Annotated in this window: 11 protein-coding genes, 2 tRNA genes and 1 pseudogene; 11 read left to right on the forward strand and 3 right to left on the reverse strand. The window is 69.5% G+C overall.

Annotation, left to right across the window (positions count from 1 at the left end; translation table 11 throughout):
• Nucleotides 1–314: 314 nt before the first annotated feature.
• The 3 genes from E0500_RS16650 to E0500_RS16660 all read right to left on the reverse strand — a co-directional run bounded on the left by E0500_RS16650 (nt 315) and on the right by E0500_RS16660 (nt 2,705).
• Nucleotides 315–394 (reverse strand) — tRNA-Arg (locus E0500_RS16650).
• Nucleotides 395–565: 171 nt separating this feature from the next.
• A complete protein-coding gene (locus E0500_RS16655; RefSeq protein WP_131558995.1) occupies nt 566–2,083 on the reverse strand; it encodes an ATP-binding protein in 1,518 nt (505 codons plus the stop codon).
• A gap of 550 nt (nt 2,084–2,633) precedes the next feature.
• Nucleotides 2,634–2,705: transfer RNA gene (locus E0500_RS16660), tRNA-Arg, on the reverse strand.
• A gap of 202 nt (nt 2,706–2,907) precedes the next feature.
• Between E0500_RS16660 and E0500_RS16665 the strand changes: the two genes are divergently transcribed.
• From E0500_RS16665 to prmC, 11 genes and pseudogenes are all read left to right on the forward strand, one after another.
• Entirely contained in the window at nt 2,908–3,372 is a 465-nt protein-coding gene (locus E0500_RS16665; RefSeq protein WP_399119319.1) for a response regulator, read from the forward strand.
• A 174-nt stretch (nt 3,373–3,546) separates the two neighbouring features.
• A pseudogene (nrtL, locus tag E0500_RS16670) lies at nt 3,547–4,586 on the forward strand (ArgS-related anticodon-binding protein NrtL).
• Between the two features lie 117 nt (nt 4,587–4,703).
• A complete protein-coding gene (gene lysA, locus E0500_RS16675; RefSeq protein ID WP_131559001.1) occupies nt 4,704–6,095 on the forward strand; it encodes a diaminopimelate decarboxylase in 1,392 nt (463 codons plus the stop codon).
• A gap of 180 nt (nt 6,096–6,275) precedes the next feature.
• On the forward strand, nt 6,276–7,568 hold the full coding sequence (locus tag E0500_RS16680) for a homoserine dehydrogenase (protein ID WP_131559003.1): 1,293 nt from the start codon (nt 6,276–6,278) through the stop codon (nt 7,566–7,568).
• Nucleotides 7,569–7,574: 6 nt separating this feature from the next.
• Nucleotides 7,575–8,633, forward strand: coding sequence for a threonine synthase (gene thrC / locus E0500_RS16685; protein WP_131559005.1), 1,059 nt, complete (start codon nt 7,575–7,577; stop codon nt 8,631–8,633).
• 373 nt (nt 8,634–9,006) lie between these two features.
• Nucleotides 9,007–9,924 (forward strand): homoserine kinase, encoded by a 918-nt coding sequence (thrB, locus tag E0500_RS16690; protein WP_131559007.1) that lies wholly within the window; start codon nt 9,007–9,009, stop codon nt 9,922–9,924.
• Between the two features lie 405 nt (nt 9,925–10,329).
• Nucleotides 10,330–12,342, forward strand: coding sequence for a transcription termination factor Rho (gene rho / locus E0500_RS16695; RefSeq protein WP_131559009.1), 2,013 nt, complete (start codon nt 10,330–10,332; stop codon nt 12,340–12,342).
• A gap of 305 nt (nt 12,343–12,647) precedes the next feature.
• Nucleotides 12,648–13,787 (forward strand): LCP family protein, encoded by a 1,140-nt coding sequence (locus E0500_RS16700; protein ID WP_131559011.1) that lies wholly within the window; start codon nt 12,648–12,650, stop codon nt 13,785–13,787.
• Between the two features lie 291 nt (nt 13,788–14,078).
• Nucleotides 14,079–14,300 carry a 50S ribosomal protein L31 gene (gene rpmE, locus E0500_RS16705; protein WP_131559013.1) on the forward strand — a complete coding sequence of 74 codons (222 nt, stop codon included), beginning with the start codon at nt 14,079–14,081 and terminating at the stop codon, nt 14,298–14,300.
• Nucleotides 14,301–14,438: 138 nt separating this feature from the next.
• The gene (gene prfA, locus E0500_RS16710; protein WP_131559015.1) at nt 14,439–15,512 is read left to right on the forward strand and encodes a peptide chain release factor 1; all 1,074 of its coding nucleotides are present in this window, start codon (nt 14,439–14,441) and stop codon (nt 15,510–15,512) included.
• Between the two features lie 42 nt (nt 15,513–15,554).
• Complete coding sequence (gene prmC / locus E0500_RS16715; RefSeq protein WP_131559017.1) at nt 15,555–16,400, forward strand: peptide chain release factor N(5)-glutamine methyltransferase; 846 nt, start codon at nt 15,555–15,557, stop codon at nt 16,398–16,400.
• The last annotated feature ends 39 nt before the right edge of the window (nt 16,401–16,439 follow it).

Below are 16,439 nucleotides of genomic sequence, written 5' to 3' on the forward strand. Positions count from 1 at the left end.
CGGTGCGGGTGTGCGGGCCGCCCGGATCATCCCGATCCGGGGTGTTGATCTCGCTGCGGGTCCCGGAAGCAGGTGAATCAGCTGGTACGCCCTCGTCGTGAACTCTGCGCAGACGCACTGGGTCGGTCGGTTTGCCCCGACCCGGCGTGAGCGGAGCGAGGCGTCGGCCGCGTTCGCCGTGTGAAGCCGTACCCGGTGCCGCGGCGGCCGAACGAGACGCTGCTGCACCGGTCTTCGCAGAGCCGGGTGTGCGTTTTGGCATGCACAAGAAAGGCTCTGAACTGCGTTTCTGCAGTTCAGAGCCTTGATTCCGGTGCCCTCGGCAGGATTCGAACCTGCGCACGCGGCTCCGGAGGCCGGCCGGTTCGCAAACGTTTTTTGCAGGCCGACGGGCTACCTGACGGACTGTTGGTCCCGCCGTCCCGCGCATGTCCCGCAGCAATGATATGTCCCAGTTGGAACGGCAGGCGAGCCTTCGCGTGCCGACTGGTGCCCATCCCCGCCCCGGTCGGCCTCGAGGGCTGGACCCATGGTGCTCCCGTGAGTCGCGCAACCCTGGCTCATGTCATGTCAGGCCGTGGACGGGCCCGTCGCCGTACAGTGCGGCGATGTCGACCAGGAGGACATCGCGGCGGTGTCCGGCCGCGTCGATCACATCGGGATGGAAACCGTGCAGGGAGAACAGGGCCAGGGTCGCGTCATCGGGCCGGTGCCCCTGGCCGGCGAGGAGGGTCCGGATGTGCTCGAGGCGCTCGAGGTCCTTGAGTCCCCGTGGTTGGACGGTGGCCTTGGCCTCACCGATAAGTGCGATGGCGGCTCGCGGGTTCTGAGGGCGCTCGCCGGGGGCCATGGCGAGTAGGTCGACCTCGTGCTTGGTCCTGGCGGTAGGGTCGGCGATCTCCGCCGTGCCCACCGCGCCGAGCGCCAGCCCCGTCTCGTCGATGGCGAAGGAGCGGGCCCATTCGCGCGCGGTCTCCTCGAAATGCGGGCCAAGGATCTTCGAGTGGTATGTCGGTCGGGACGACTGCCACACCTGGGCGCCGCGCCGCCGTTCCACCAGGTCCACCATGGGCAGTGTGATCAGCTGGTTGAATCGGATCACCGGGTCCGCCACGCTGATGGCCGGGTGCCGCGCCTTGAGCAAGTCCTGCTCCTTGCGGACGTAGCCGGTGGATTCGAGCACCTCCAGCGGGGCGACCATGGCGGAGCGGGACCGTTCCAGCATCGAGCCGACCTTCGCCGGGGTCGAGGCGCCCCGGGCGACCGCGGACAGCACGTCGTAGTACAGCGTGCGGTGGGTGATCCGTGGGTCCTCGCGCAGCAGGAACTCCGCCTCCACCCTGGAGTACAGGGCCCGTCCCGGGTCCAGCAGGGTGCGTTCCACCCAGGGACCGAACTCCCTCCCGCTCTGCGGCGTCGGCCCAGCGGCCAGCGGCCGGTAGCCGGGCGCACCACCCAGCACGGCGTCGACCTGCAGCGCCACCGCCGGGTCCTCGATCCCCCAGTGGGTACGGGCGGTGCGGTAGTCGAAGGCCGGCAGGCGCAGGTCCAGCACGGCTCGGCCGCGCAGTGGCTTGGTGCCGGACAGCAGTTCGGACATCACGCTCATCGCGGAGCCGCACAGTACGATTCGGCCGCCGGGTGCCTTGCCGGACTGCGACTGGTCGTACAGCAGTTGCAGGAACCCGGGAATCTCAGGGGAGTGCTGCATCAGATAGGGCAGCTCGTCGATGACGATCAGCGGTGCCCCCGAAGCCCGGTTCACCACCTCCAGCGCGGCCGTGAGCACATCCCGCCAGTCGTCCAGCCGCATCGCCCCGGGCCGCACCCCCGCGTGCGCGGCGACCGCCTCGGTGAACCGGTGCAGCGCGGGCACCCGACCCTCCTCCTGCACCGCGGTCAGATACAGCCCGCCGACGGCCTCCGTCAGCGCCTCCAACAGGAACGACTTCCCGTTGCGCCGACGCCCCGAGACGATCGCCAGCCGAAGCTCGGTGGCCGGATCGGCGAGAAAATCGTTCAGGAGGGACCACTCGTGATCACGGTCCAGCAGTCGCCCCGGCTTCTCGATCTGTTCATCCATGGCCTTACCGTTCTGTTCAGGTTGACCTGTACAAGGTTGGCGTAGGCTCAGCTTAACGCCCTTTTTTGTCCGCAGTGCCACGCTGCGGCTGACCCGCTCCCTTTCGAGGGCGAGGTCCTGGGCGATCCGGTGGCACTCCACTGCGCGGCGGGCGAGACCCGGTCGGCGGCGCGGGACGCGGCCGTGGCGGCCGACTGGGTGGTACCGCAGGAGGCGTCGCTCGCCGCGCCGGTGCGCGGACCTGACCGCGAAATGAAACGGCCTGTTTCTCCGTGTGTTTCCGGACCGTCGGTGTTGGCAAACGCGCAGTTCACGGCAGGTGTCCTAGGGTGACGACTCCGCCTTGTGCCCTTTCCCGTCCCGCGTATGTCCCGCGTGCGGCGACTTCGCGGGATCGGACATTTGGGATTTCGTTCGTTCAGCACCGTAAAATCGCAGGTCGCAGCCCTGTTGGGGCTGAGCAGTCGTCGCCGGGGCAATCGTGTGCGTTCTGGCGTGCACAAGAAAGGCCCTGAACTGCGTTTCTGCAGTTCAGGGCCTAAATTTCCGGTGCCCCCGGCAGGATTCGAACCTGCGCACACGGCTCCGGAGGCCGTTGCTCTATCCCCTGAGCTACGGGGGCGGTGTCGGTGGCGCGGTGTGCGCGGCGACGGGTAGAACCCTACCAGCTTCGGAGGGGAGGTCAGGAACGGGTTTCCGGTGGAGGGTGGGGCTGACCTGGGGGAGGGCGCACGGACGGGGTGGAAGTGGGGAAAACCCGGACGCGGCGGTGGGTGTCGACCTACTCTCAAGTTGTGCCAGGCGCGTTCGGCCGAGTGCTTGTTGTGGACGACAACAAGGTCATCCGGCAGCTGATCAGGGTCAATCTTGAGCTTGAGGGGCTTGAGGTGGTGACCGCGGCCGATGGTGCCGAGTGTCTGGATGTCGTTCACCAGGTTCGGCCGGATGTCATCACCCTCGATGTGGTCATGCCACGGCTCGACGGCTTGCGTACCGCCGCTCGGCTCCGCAGCGACCCCCGCACCCGGAACCTGCCCATCGCCATCGTCAGCGCCTGTAGCCAGTACGAGGTCGAGGCCGGGCTCGATGTCGGTGTCGACGTCTTTCTCGCGAAGCCGTTCGAGCCCGTTGAACTCGTGCGGATCGTGCGGGAGTTGATCGAGCGGCGTGCCCGAGGCAAGCGGGGCGAGGCGAGTGGTGGCGCCGGGGACGTGGGCGGGCAGGACGACGACTCCCAGTTCGGCCTCGGTGGTGGTACGACCACGTCCGTCGGCGGGTCCGCGGGCTGAGCCGGCACTTCGGTGAGCCGGGTGCGATGCCGTACCTGGCCTGACCGTCGGATCGTCGGCGGGATCGTCAGCGGGACCGGCGGCGTACGCGGAGTGCTTCCCTCCCCCGTCCATATGCCGGACCTCCGCCAAACCGGCTCGCCTACCCACCCCCTCCTCCCATACGCTTGTCCCGTGACCCCCGTCGAGCTCTCCCGTACCGTGCTGCGCGCGGTGCGTCGTGCTGTGGATGACGGGGAACTGAGCGTGGCGGTGCCGGAACGGGCCGTCGTGACGCCGCCGGGGCCCGGTGGGCGGGGGGACTACGCGACGAACATCGCGTTGCAGCTGGCCCGGCCCGCCGGCCGGCCACCCCGGCAGGTCGCAGAGATCCTGCGCCCCCACATCAGCCGTACGGAAGGCGTCTCCGACGTCGAGATCACCGGGCCCGGTTTCCTCAACATCCATCTCGACGGGGCCGCGACCACGGCACTGGTCCGCAGCATCCAGCAACGCACCCAGCACGGGGCTCAGCAAGGCGCCCAGCAAGAGTTCCAGGGGGCGTACGGGCACAGTGACGACCTGCGCGGAGAAGTCATCGCCCTGCGCATCCCGTACGACATCCGCGCCGAAGTCGTCGCCGACGCCCTCGTGCGGATCATCGGCAGTCAGGGCGGCCGCGTCGAGGTCGAGCACACCGAGCCCGTGAATCTGCGGCCCGTCCCGGCGCCGGAGGACCCCGCACCGCTCGGGCCAGACGCCGCCCGGTGGGCGTTGCTGTACCCCGCCGCCCACGACCGGCCCCGGATCACCGCCGATCACCTCGTGCAGCGCGCGAGCAACCCCCTCTTCCGGGTCCGTTACGCCCACGCCCGCGCCCGAGCCCTCCACCGCAACGCCACTGCCCTCGGCTTCACCAGCACCCCAGGTGACATACGAGACGTGCACCACCACCCCTCAGAGAACCCCCGCGAGGACACCCCCTCGTCACCGCCCTGGCCGAATACCCCCACGCCCTCGCCCACGCAGCCGCACACCGCGCCCCCGACCGGCTGGCCCGGCACCTCGTCGCCGTCGCCGACGCCCTGCTCGCCTTCCAGCACACGGTGCTCCCACGCGGTGAGGAGAAACCCTCGGCCGCCCACCGTGCCCGGCTGGCCCTCGCCGAAGCCGCCGGGACGGTGCTGGCCGGCGGCCTGTCCCTGCTCGGCATCGACGCACCCGACCACCTCTGAGAACGCCCACAGAGAACTCAGAGAGCCCCAGAGAGCCAAGAGGACTCGAGAGCCAAGAGGGTTCAGAGAGTCCAGAGGGCTCAGAGAGTCCAGAGAGCCAAGAGAGCCCGACACGTCATGAGCCGTTCCGCACACCCCGCAGGGCCCCGTCACGCCGACGTCCTCCCCGATGGCCATTACTCCGCCCCGCCCGCCGACCTCAACACCCTCGACCCCAAGGTGTGGGCACAGACCGTGACCCGTACCCCCGAAGGCGTCGTCAGCGTCGGCGGGATCGATGTGAAGACGCTGGCCGAGGAGTTCGGCACGCCCGCCTACTTCGTCGACGAGGCCGACTTCCGGGCCCGGGCACGGGCCTGGCGTACCGCCTTCGGGCACGACGCCGATGTCTTCTACGCCGGCAAGGCCTTCCTCTCCCGCGCCGTCGTGCGCTGGTTGCACGAAGAGGGGCTCAACCTCGACGTCTGTTCCGGCGGCGAGCTCGCCACCGCACTCTCCGCCGGCATGCCCGCCGACCGCATCGCCTTCCACGGCAACAACAAGTCCACGGCCGAGATCCGTACGGCCATCGAGGCCGGTGTCGGGCGGATCGTGCTCGACTCCTTCCAGGAGATCGTGCGGGTCGCGCATGTGGCCCAGGAGCTCGGGACGCGGCAGCGGGTGCAGATCCGCGTCACGGTCGGAGTGGAGGCGCACACGCACGAGTTCATCGCCACCGCCCACGAGGACCAGAAGTTCGGCATTCCGCTCGCCGGGGGGCAGGCCGCCGAGGCCGTACGGCGCGCCCTGCAGCTCGACGGGCTCGAACTCATCGGCATCCACAGCCACATCGGGTCGCAGATCTTCGACACGTCCGGGTTCGAGGTGGCCGCCCACCGCGTCGTCGGGCTGCTGAAGGCGGTACGGGACGAGCGCGGCGTCGAGCTTCCCGAGATCGACCTCGGCGGCGGGCTCGGCATCGCGTACACGAGTGACGACGATCCCCGTGAGCCGCACGAGATCGCCAAGGCGCTGACCGAGATCGTCGGCCGCGAGTGCGAGCGGGCCCAGTTGCGCACTCCCCGTATCTCCGTCGAGCCGGGGCGCGCCATCGTCGGGCCGACCGCCTTCACGCTCTACGAGGTCGGCACCATCAAGCCGCTCGACGGGCTCCGTACGTACGTCTCCGTCGACGGCGGCATGTCCGACAACATCCGGACCGCGCTCTACGACGCCGAGTACAGCGTCGCCCTGGTCTCCCGCACAAGTGACGCCGACCCCATGCTCGTCCGCGTCGTCGGCAAGCACTGCGAGAGCGGGGACATCGTGGTGAAGGACGCGTTCCTGCCCGCCGACCTGGCACCGGGTGACCTCATCGCCGTGCCCGCGACCGGTGCGTACTGCCGTTCCATGGCCAGCAACTACAACCACGCGCTCCGCCCGCCCGTCGTCGCCGTCAACGAGGGCGAGGCCCGGGTGATCGTCCGCCGCGAGACGGAGGAGGACCTCCTGCGCCTCGATGTCGGCTGAGCGAGCTGAACGAAGCTGAACTAGCTGCACGACCTGCGCCGTGACCGGGTGGAAGATCTCCTGTCTTCCCCCGCCAAGAAAATGAAATCAATGTCTCACGATCCGGACGGGAGACAGAAACTCCCGTCCGGTGCGTGAGACTGGTTCCACCGTATTCGGTATGTGAGGAAACGAGGTCGGATGATGCGTACGCGTCCGCTGAAGGTGGCGCTGCTGGGCTGTGGGGTTGTCGGCTCAGAGGTGGCGCGCATCATGACGACGCACGCCGACGACCTCGCCGCCAGGATCGGCGCCCCGGTGGAGCTCGCCGGGGTGGCGGTACGGCGGCCCTCCAAGGTGCGTGAGGGCATTCCCGCCGAGCTCGTCACCACCGACGCCACCGCGCTCGTCAAACGCGGGGACATCGACGTCGTCGTCGAGGTGATCGGCGGCATCGAGCCCGCGCGCTCCCTCATCACCACCGCCTTCGAGTACGGCGCCTCCGTCGTGTCCGCCAACAAGGCGCTGCTCGCCCAGGACGGTGCCGCGCTGCACGCCGCCGCCGAGGACCACGACGCGGACCTCTACTACGAGGCCGCCGTCGCCGGTGCCATCCCGCTGATCCGCCCGCTGCGCGAGTCGCTCGCCGGCGACAAGGTCAACCGCGTGCTCGGCATCGTCAACGGGACGACGAACTTCATCCTCGACAAGATGGACTCGACCGGGGCCGGCTATCAGGAGGCCCTCGACGAGGCCACCGCGCTCGGGTACGCGGAAGCCGACCCCACCGCCGACGTCGAGGGGTTCGACGCCGCCGCCAAGGCCGCCATCCTGGCCGGGATCGCCTTCCACACGCGCGTACGGCTCGACGACGTCTACCGCGAGGGCATGACCGAGGTCACCGCCGCCGACTTCGCCTCCGCCAAGGAGATGGGCTGCACCATCAAGCTGCTCGCCATCTGTGAGCGGGCCGAGGACGGTGCCTCCGTGACCGCCCGTGTGCACCCCGCGATGATTCCGCTCACCCACCCGCTCGCCTCCGTGCGCGGCGCGTACAACGCCGTGTTCGTCGAGTCGGACGCCTCCGGGCAGCTCATGTTCTACGGACCGGGCGCGGGCGGCGCCCCCACCGCGTCCGCCGTCCTCGGTGACCTGGTCGCCGTGTGCCGCAACCGGCTGAACGGTGCCACCGGACCCGGTGAGTCGGCGTACGCCGCCCTGCCGGTGTCGGGCATGGGTGACGTCGTCACGCGGTACCACATCAGCCTCGACGTCGCCGACAAACCGGGCGTTCTCGCCCAGGTCGCCACCGTTTTCGCTGAGCACGGTGTCTCTATCGATACGGTTCGCCAGCAGGGAAAGGACGGCGAGGCCTCTCTCGTCGTCGTCACCCACCGCGCGTCCGACGCCGCCCTGAGCGGAACCGTCGAGGCGCTGCGCAAGCTCGACACCGTGCGGGGTGTCGCCAGCATCATGCGGGTTGAAGGAGAGTAACCAGCAATGACCCACCAGTGGCGCGGAATCATCGAGGAGTACCGGGACAGGCTGCCGGTCTCGGACACCACGCAGGTCGTGACGCTCCGCGAGGGCGGTACGCCTCTCGTGCCCGCACAGGTGCTCTCCGAGCGCACGGGCTGTGACGTTCATCTCAAGGTGGAGGGCGCGAACCCGACGGGTTCCTTCAAGGACCGCGGGATGACGATGGCCATCACCCGGGCCAAGGAGGAGGGTGCGAAGGCCGTCATCTGCGCGTCGACCGGCAACACCTCCGCCTCCGCCGCCGCGTATGCAGTACGGGCCCAGATGGTGTCCGCCGTGCTCGTGCCGCAGGGCAAGATCGCGCTCGGCAAGATGGGCCAGGCCCTCGTGCACGGCGCGAAGATCCTCCAGGTCGACGGCAACTTCGACGACTGCCTCACCCTCGCGCGTGAGCTGTCCGACAACTACCCGGTGGCACTGGTCAATTCGGTCAACCCAGTGCGTATCGAGGGCCAGAAGACGGCCGCGTTCGAGATCGTGGACATGCTCGGCGACGCCCCCGACATCCATGTGCTGCCGGTGGGCAACGCGGGCAACATCACGGCCTACTGGAAGGGCTACACGGAGTACGCGGCCGACGGGATCGCCGGGCGGACCCCGCGCATGTGGGGCTTCCAGGCCTCCGGCTCCGCCCCGATCGTGCGCGGCGAGGTCGTCAAGGACCCGTCGACCATCGCCACCGCGATCCGCATCGGCAACCCCGCCTCCTGGCAGTACGCGCTGGCGGCGAGGGACGAGTCGGGCGGCTTCATCGACGAGGTGACGGACCGTGAGATCCTGCGCGCCTACCGGCTGTTGGCCGCGCAGGAGGGCGTCTTCGTCGAGCCCGCGTCCGCCGCGTCGGTGGCCGGTCTGCTGAAGGCCGCCGAGCAGGGCAAGGTCGACCCCGGCCAGACCATCGTGTGCACGGTCACCGGGAACGGCCTCAAGGACCCCGACTGGGCCGTCGCCGGCGCCCCCCAGCCGGTCACGGTCCCCGTGGACGCGGCTACGGCGGCCGAGCGCCTCGGTCTCGCGTAGGACGCCGGGCCCCGGGAGGGCGTCGGCCCTGCGCGGCGCGCATGGTGCCCATGCGCGCCGCGCAGAACCGCGCAGGACACCACGCTCTGGCGTAAGGAGGGCACTCCCGGGGGATAACCCCGCATGGCACCCGACAAGGGGGGCACAGGGGGCTTACGACACGCATCGTGCGCCTCCCGTGCGCCCTATGTCGCCACAGAACCTTCCTTCGATAGGCTGTACTGAACCCGCCCGCCGCATATGCCGCGGTGCCGCGTCGTCGACAGTGATCCCCGGATCCCGTCGACAGTGGCCTCAAGGGTCTTCCGTACGCATCGAATGTCTTCGACCTTCGACAAAGTCGCAGCTCAAGCTCAAGGAGAGTCATCGAGCGATGGCCGGTCCAGCGTTCCGCGCCGCCGCCGTCCGGGTGCGCGTCCCCGCCACCAGCGCCAACCTCGGCCCGGGCTTCGACGCCCTCGGCCTGTCGCTGGGCCTCTACGACGACGTGGTCGTCCGGGTGGCCGACTCCGGCCTGCACATCGACATCGCGGGTGAGGGCAGCGAGACCCTCCCGCGTGACGAGGGTCACCTCCTCGTCCGTTCCCTGCGTACCGCCTTCGACCTGCTCGGCGGACAGCCCCGCGGCCTCGAAATCGTCTGCGCCAACCGCATTCCGCACGGACGCGGCCTCGGTTCCTCCTCGGCGGCCATCTGCGCCGGCATCGTCGCCGCGCGCGCCGTGACGATAGGCGGCGACTCCCGGCTCGACGACACCGCGCTGCTCGAACTGGCCACCGAGATCGAGGGGCACCCGGACAACGTCGCGGCCTGTCTGCTGGGCGGCTTCACGCTCTCCTGGATGGAGGGCGGCGCCGCGCGGGCCATCAGGATGGAGCCCGCCGATTCCATCGTTCCGGTGGTTTTCGTACCGGGGAAGCCGGTACTGACGGAGACGGCCCGCGGACTGCTCCCGCGCACCGTCCCGCACGTCGACGCCGCCACCAACGCGGGCCGTGCGGCACTGCTCGTCGAGGCGCTGACAAGGCGCCCCGAGTTGCTGTTGCCCGCTACCGAGGACAGGCTGCACCAGGAGTACCGCGCCCCGGCCATGCCGGACAGCGCCGCACTCGTGGAGCGGCTGCGCGCCGACGGAGTACCCGCGGTGATCTCCGGCGCCGGACCCACGGTCCTCGCGCTGGCCGACGGTGACAGCGCCGACAAGGTGGCACACCTGGCCGGCGCGGGCTGGGCCGCCAACCGGCTGGAGCTCGACGCACAGGGAGCGAGCGTGCTTCCGCTTGCCACCTGACACACGGTTGCCGGATTTCGAGAGGGGGAATGTTTGTTGGATCCGGTAGTGTTAACCTCAAGTCTGCACCCGACCCCACCATGGCGAGGTGCTTCGTGTCCCCGTCCGGGACGACTTTTCTTCCGGGAGCTTCCCAAATCGCACCGTGTCTCGTCCGTCACGCAGTATGTCGTACGCAGGCACTGAGCGATCTGCTGAGCACGCTCCGGAATCGGCGTGACCAAGCCATGTGACACAGACACCCCGTGCCATGGCTCAGGGAAGCGCCGAATCATCAGAGATCACCTCCGCCGCCTTTGGCGGACCACCGCCCCGGCACGGTCCACACAGCAAGGACCGAAGCCGGACAGCACAACCGGTCGCCGAGCCAGACAGGCCGACGTCCGCTCCAGGGAAGGACCCTTCGTGAGCGACACCACCGATCTGATGGGCGCACGTGTCGAGGAGACCGCTGCCGCGCCCGCCACGGACGCCTCCGCGCCTGCCAGCGGTGCCGGCTCCCGGCGGCGCCGCGGTACCGGCCTTGAGGGCATGGTGCTGGCCGAGCTGCAGCAGGTCGCATCCGGCCTCGGCATCAGGGGCACCGCGCGTATGCGCAAGAGCCAGCTGATCGAGGTCATCAAGGAGGCGCAGGCGGCCGGGGGCGCCCCGGCGAAGGCCGACGCAGCCACCGAGACCAAGCCGAAGCGCCGCGCCACCTCGAAGACGCGTACGGGCGAGACCGCCTCCGCCGATGTCGAGGCTCCCGCCGACAAGAAGGCCGTCAAGGCCACGAAGGCCGCCACGGCCGAGGCGCCCGCCGAGCAGGCCGTGGCCCAGCAGCAGATCGAGATCCCCGGCCAGCCGCAGCCGACGAGCGAGGACGCGCCCACCGAGCGCCGCCGCCGTCGCGCCACCGCCGAGGCCGGCAGCCCCGATCCGGGGACCGGCATCGCCGCCGAGGCCAAGAGCGAGCCGAAGGCCGAGACCCCGGCCCAGCCGCAGGGCGAGGCCAGGGGCGACGCCGGTGACCAGGGCGGCGACGGTCGTCAGGGCCGCCGTGACCGCCGCGAGCGCGGCAGGGACCGCGACCGGGACCGCCGTGGCAAGGGCGACGACCAGCAGGGCGGCCAGCAGCAGCGCGGCCAGCAGCAGGGCCAGCAGGGCGGCGGCCGTCAGCAGCGCGGCGACGAGGACGGGGACGACTTCGACGGCCGCCGGGGCCGTCGCGGGCGCTACCGCGACCGCCGTGGCCGCCGTGGCCGCGACGACATCGCCGAGCCGCAGGTCGCCGAGGACGACGTCCTGATCCCGGTCGCGGGCATCCTGGACATCCTCGACAACTACGCCTTCATCCGTACCTCGGGCTACCTGCCGGGCCCGAACGACGTGTACGTCTCTCTCGCCCAGGTCCGCAAGAACGGCCTGCGCAAGGGCGACCACGTCACCGGTGCGGTCCGTCAGCCGAAGGACGGCGAGCGCCGCGAGAAGTTCAACGCGCTGGTCCGCCTGGACTCCGTCAACGGCATGGCGCCCGAACACGGCCGTGGCCGCCCGGAGTTCACCAAGCTGACGCCCCTTTACCCGCAGGATCGCCTCCGCCTGGAGACGGACCCCGGCGTCCTGACCACCCGCATCATCGACCTCGTCGCGCCCATCGGCAAGGGCCAGCGCGGTCTGATCGTGGCCCCGCCGAAGACCGGCAAGACCATGATCATGCAGGCGATCGCCAACGCCATCACGCACAACAACCCCGAGTGCCACCTGATGGTCGTCCTCGTCGACGAGCGTCCGGAAGAGGTCACCGACATGCAGCGGTCGGTCAAGGGCGAGGTCATCTCCTCGACCTTCGACCGCCCGGCCGAGGACCACACCACGGTCGCCGAGCTCGCAATCGAGCGCGCCAAGCGTCTGGTGGAGCTGGGCCACGACGTCGTCGTCCTGCTCGACTCGATCACCCGTCTGGGCCGTGCGTACAACCTGGCCGCGCCCGCCTCCGGCCGCATCCTGTCCGGTGGTGTCGACTCGACCGCGCTGTACCCGCCGAAGCGCTTCTTCGGTGCGGCGCGGAACATCGAGGACGGCGGCTCGCTCACCATCCTCGCCACCGCCCTGGTGGACACCGGGTCCCGTATGGACGAGGTGATCTTCGAGGAGTTCAAGGGCACGGGTAACGCCGAGCTCAAGCTCGACCGCAAGCTTGCCGACAAGCGCATCTTCCCGGCGGTGGACGTCGACGCGTCCGGTACCCGTAAGGAAGAGATCCTGCTCGGCAACGAGGAGCTCGCCATCGTCTGGAAGCTGCGCCGGGTGCTGCACGCGCTCGACCAGCAGCAGGCGATCGAGCTGCTGCTCGACAAGATGAAGCAGACCAAGTCGAACGCCGAGTTCCTGCTCCAGATCCAGAAGACGACGCCGATGCCGGGCAACGGCGACTGATCGCTTCGCGGACCGAACCACTGGGGGTGCCCTCGCCACGAGGGCGCCCCCAGCGGCGTTGTGCGCGAGACCTTTGCCACAGGGATCTCGATCGGCACCGGTTACGACCAGTACGACCTGTTCGGGTGAAACCGCAGGTGAACCCGCCCTCACCGGAACGGCCGATCACACACTGTGCCGGTTCGTCCACCCGGTGGCCACAGTGCCATGTGCAACCCTTTCTCCCGGTCTGCCGTCTGACGGTACGGACCAGGCCCGAGCCAGACAGCAGGGGGCAACCGACCCGCAAGAGGACCGAGGAGCACATGTCCGCCGAGAGCACGCCGGAACCCGGCACCCCAGGCACGACCGGCACCACGGGCGCCCGCCGCCGCGGCGAGGGCGGCCACCGCGGGCCCAGGAGCAAGGGGAGCAAGGCGCTCCGGGCCGCCGCCTGGACCGCCGCGGGCATCGTCGTACTCGGTGGCACCGGCTTCGGCTACGTGTACTTCAAGCTCAACGGCAACATCAAGAGCGTCGACATCAACCAGGCCCTCGGCACCGACCGGCCCCAGAACGTCGACAACGGCTCGCAGGACATCCTCGTCCTCGGCTCCGACAGCCGCTCGGGCGGCAACGAGAAGCTGGGCGGCGGCGTCGACGACGGCAGCGCCCGCTCGGACACGGCGATGATCGTGCACATATACGAGGGCCACAAGAAGGCCGGCGTGGTCTCCATACCGCGTGACACCCTGGTCGAGCGCCCCGAGTGCACCGACACCCGCGGCACGGCGTATCCGGCCGCCAAGAACGTCATGTTCAACTCCGCGTACTCGACCGGCGGCGCGGCCTGCGCGGTGAAGACCGTCGAGTCCATGACCGGCATCCGTATGGACCACTACATCGAGGTCGACTTCGCCGGCTTCCAGAAGCTCATCGACGAGCTCGGCGGTGTCGAGGTCACCACGACCCAGAACATCGAGGACCCGAACAGCCGCCTGAACCTGAACGCCGGCACGCACACGCTGAACGGCAAGCAGGCCCTCGGCCTCGTACGCACCCGGCACGGCGTCGGCGACGGCTCGGACCTCGGCCGCATCCAGCTCCAGCAGGCGTTCATCAAGGCCCTGGTCAAGCAGGTCCAGGACATCGGCGTCCTGTCCAGCCCGAAGCGGCTGTACGACCTCGCCGACACCGCCACCAGGACCGTCACCACCGACTCCGAGCTCGGCTCCGTCACGGGCCTGGCGTCCTTCGCGAGCGGCCTCAAGGGCATCAGCGCGTCGCAGATGACCATGGTCACGATGCCGGTCCAGTACGACCCCGCGGACCCCAACCGCGTCCTGATGGCCAAGACCAAGGCCGACCTCGTATGGAAGGCCCTGAAGGCCGACCAGCCGATCCCGAAGTCGGCAACCGAGGGCACGGCCCACGGCGGGGCGAGCGGAGTGGTGGAGTCGTCCTGAGAGCGTGCGCCCCGGCTTGTAGGGCGCGCCCGGGCTTTTCAGGGGCGCGGGGCTGTGTCGATTTGCGGCTCCGCCGCGTGGGCGCGACCAGCCACATACGACCCGCACACGCCCACGGTGACAACGTGGCACCCCCTGAGGCGCCCCCTACAGGGCGCAGGGGAATAGACCACGGCAACCCCCGGTTTGGGCGTATGGACCCAGTCCTGGCAGACTGGACCGTCGGCTCCGGTTCACGCTCCCGCATCCCGCGGCGGCGACCCGGCGCCCTCCCTGAACTAGGAGACACCCTTGAAGCGCGACATCCACCCCGAGTACGTCGAGACGCAGGTCAGCTGCACCTGTGGCGCGTCGTTCACCACCCGTAGCACGATCCCCGCCGGCACCATCCGTGCGGACGTCTGCTCCGAGTGCCACCCGTTCTACACGGGCAAGCAGAAGATCCTCGACACCGGTGGCCGCGTGGCCCGCTTCGAGGCCCGCTTCGGCAAGGCTGCCGCTGCCAAGAAGTAGCGACCTCACAGCGCCGGTCCTTGGTGCCCCTCCGGGGGCTCCGGGACCGGCGTTTTGCGGTAACAGCAGCCCACCTATTCGTCGTACGCACGTCCCCGGGCTCAAGATGGGAGCGGGGGACAGTCCAGGGAGCCGGAGATGTTCGAGGCGGTCGAGGAACTGGTCGGCGAGCACGCCGACCTGGAGAAGAAGCTCGCCGATCCGTCGGTCCACGCGGACCAGGCGACCGCGCGCAAGCTGAACAAGCGTTACGCCGAGCTGAGCCCGATCATCGCCACGTACCGCTTCTGGAAGTCGACCAACGGCGACATCGACACGGCCCGCGAACTCGCCGCCGACGACCCGGACTTCATCTCCGAGGTCAAGGAGCTGGAGAAGCTGCGCGAGGAGCTGACGGACAAGCTGCGCTTCCTGCTGATCCCGCGCGACCCCAGCGACGACAAGGACGTCATCCTGGAGATCAAGGCGGGCGCGGGCGGCGACGAGTCGGCCCTGTTCGCCGGTGATCTGCTGCGCATGTACCTGCGGTACGCCGAGCGCGCCGGCTGGAAGACCGAGATCATCGACTCCACCGAGTCCGAACTCGGCGGCTACAAGGACGTCCAGGTCGCCGTGAAGACCAAGGGCGGCCAGACCCCCGAGCCCGGACAGGGCGTGTGGGCCCGGCTGAAGTACGAGGGCGGGGTGCACCGTGTGCAGCGGGTGCCGGCGACCGAGTCCCAGGGCCGTATCCACACCTCCGCGGCCGGTGTGCTGGTCACGCCCGAGGCGGAGGAGATCGACGTCGAGATCAACCCGAACGACCTTCGGATCGACGTCTACCGGTCCTCCGGCCCCGGCGGACAGTCCGTCAACACGACCGACTCCGCGGTGCGCATCACGCACCTTCCCACCGGAGTCGTCGCCTCCTGCCAGAACGAGAAGAGCCAGCTGCAGAACAAGGAGCAGGCGATGCGTATCCTGCGCTCCAGGCTGCTCGCAGCGGCGCAGGAGGAAGCGGAGAAGGAAGCCGCCGACGCCCGCCGCAGCCAGGTCCGTACCGTCGACCGCTCCGAGAAGATCCGCACGTACAACTTCCCGGAGAACCGCATCTCGGACCACCGCGTCGGCTTCAAGGCGTACAACCTGGACCAGGTCCTGGACGGCGACCTCGACGCGGTGATCCAGGCGTGCGTGGACGCGGACTCGGCCGCGAAGCTGGCAGCGGCGTAAGGACCCCTTAAGGCACGTACGAGTACCAGACGGAGGACTTGCGTGAACCTGCTGCTCGCAGAGGTGGCCCAGGCCACCCAGCGGCTGGCCGACGCCGGCGTGCCCTCGCCGCGCACCGACGCGGAGGAACTCGCCGCGTTCGTACACGGCGTGAAGCGGGGCGCGTTGCACTCCGTGAAGGACTCGGACTTCGACGCCCGGTACTGGGAGGTCATCGCGCGCCGTGAGCAGCGGGAGCCCTTGCAGCACATCACCGGGCGGGCCTTCTTCCGGTACCTGGAACTCCAGGTCGGGCCAGGTGTGTTCGTGCCTCGCCCCGAGACCGAGTCCGTGGTCGGCTGGGCGATAGACGCCGTACGGGCCATGGATGTCGTCGAGCCGTGCATCGTCGACCTGTGCACCGGCTCCGGCGCCATCGCGCTGGCGCTCGCGCAGGAGGTGCCGCGTTCCCGGGTGCACGCCGTGGAGCTGTCCGAGGACGCCCTGGTGTGGACCCGCAAGAACATGACCGGATCAAGGGTCGACCTGCGTCAGGGCAACGCCCTGGACGCCTTCCGCGACCTCGACGGCCAGGTCGACCTGGTCATCTCCAATCCGCCGTACATCCCGCTGACGGAATGGGAGTACGTCGCTCCGGAGGCGCGGGACTACGATCCTCAGCTCGCCCTGTTCTCCGGTGAGGACGGCCTGGATCTGATCCGGGGCATCGAGCGCACCGCACACCGCCTGCTGCGTCCCGGCGGTGTCGTCGTGATCGAGCACGCGGACACCCAGGGCGGCCAGGTGCCGTGGATCTTCACCGAGGAGCGGGGCTGGGCCGACGCGGCCGACCACCCCGACCTCAACAACCGGCCGCGCTTCGCGACCGCACGCAAGGCGATGCCGTGAGCACGCCACCGACTTCAGTCCAGCAGTACGTGTACGAGG

It is taken from the genome of Streptomyces sp. KM273126, assembly GCF_004337435.2.
Classification (GTDB): domain Bacteria; phylum Actinomycetota; class Actinomycetes; order Streptomycetales; family Streptomycetaceae; genus Streptomyces; species Streptomyces acidicola.

Coding starts and splice junctions, on each gene's coding strand:
- E0500_RS16655 (WP_131558995.1), bottom strand. CDS start 2,083: ATGGATGAACAGATCGAGAAGCCGGGGCGACTGCTGGACCGTGATCAC.
- lysA (WP_131559001.1), top strand. CDS start 4,704: ATGAGCCGTTCCGCACACCCCGCAGGGCCCCGTCACGCCGACGTCCTC.
- E0500_RS16680 (WP_131559003.1), top strand. CDS start 6,276: ATGATGCGTACGCGTCCGCTGAAGGTGGCGCTGCTGGGCTGTGGGGTT.
- thrC (WP_131559005.1), top strand. CDS start 7,575: ATGACCCACCAGTGGCGCGGAATCATCGAGGAGTACCGGGACAGGCTG.
- thrB (WP_131559007.1), top strand. CDS start 9,007: ATGGCCGGTCCAGCGTTCCGCGCCGCCGCCGTCCGGGTGCGCGTCCCC.
- E0500_RS16700 (WP_131559011.1), top strand. CDS start 12,648: ATGTCCGCCGAGAGCACGCCGGAACCCGGCACCCCAGGCACGACCGGC.
- prfA (WP_131559015.1), top strand. CDS start 14,439: ATGTTCGAGGCGGTCGAGGAACTGGTCGGCGAGCACGCCGACCTGGAG.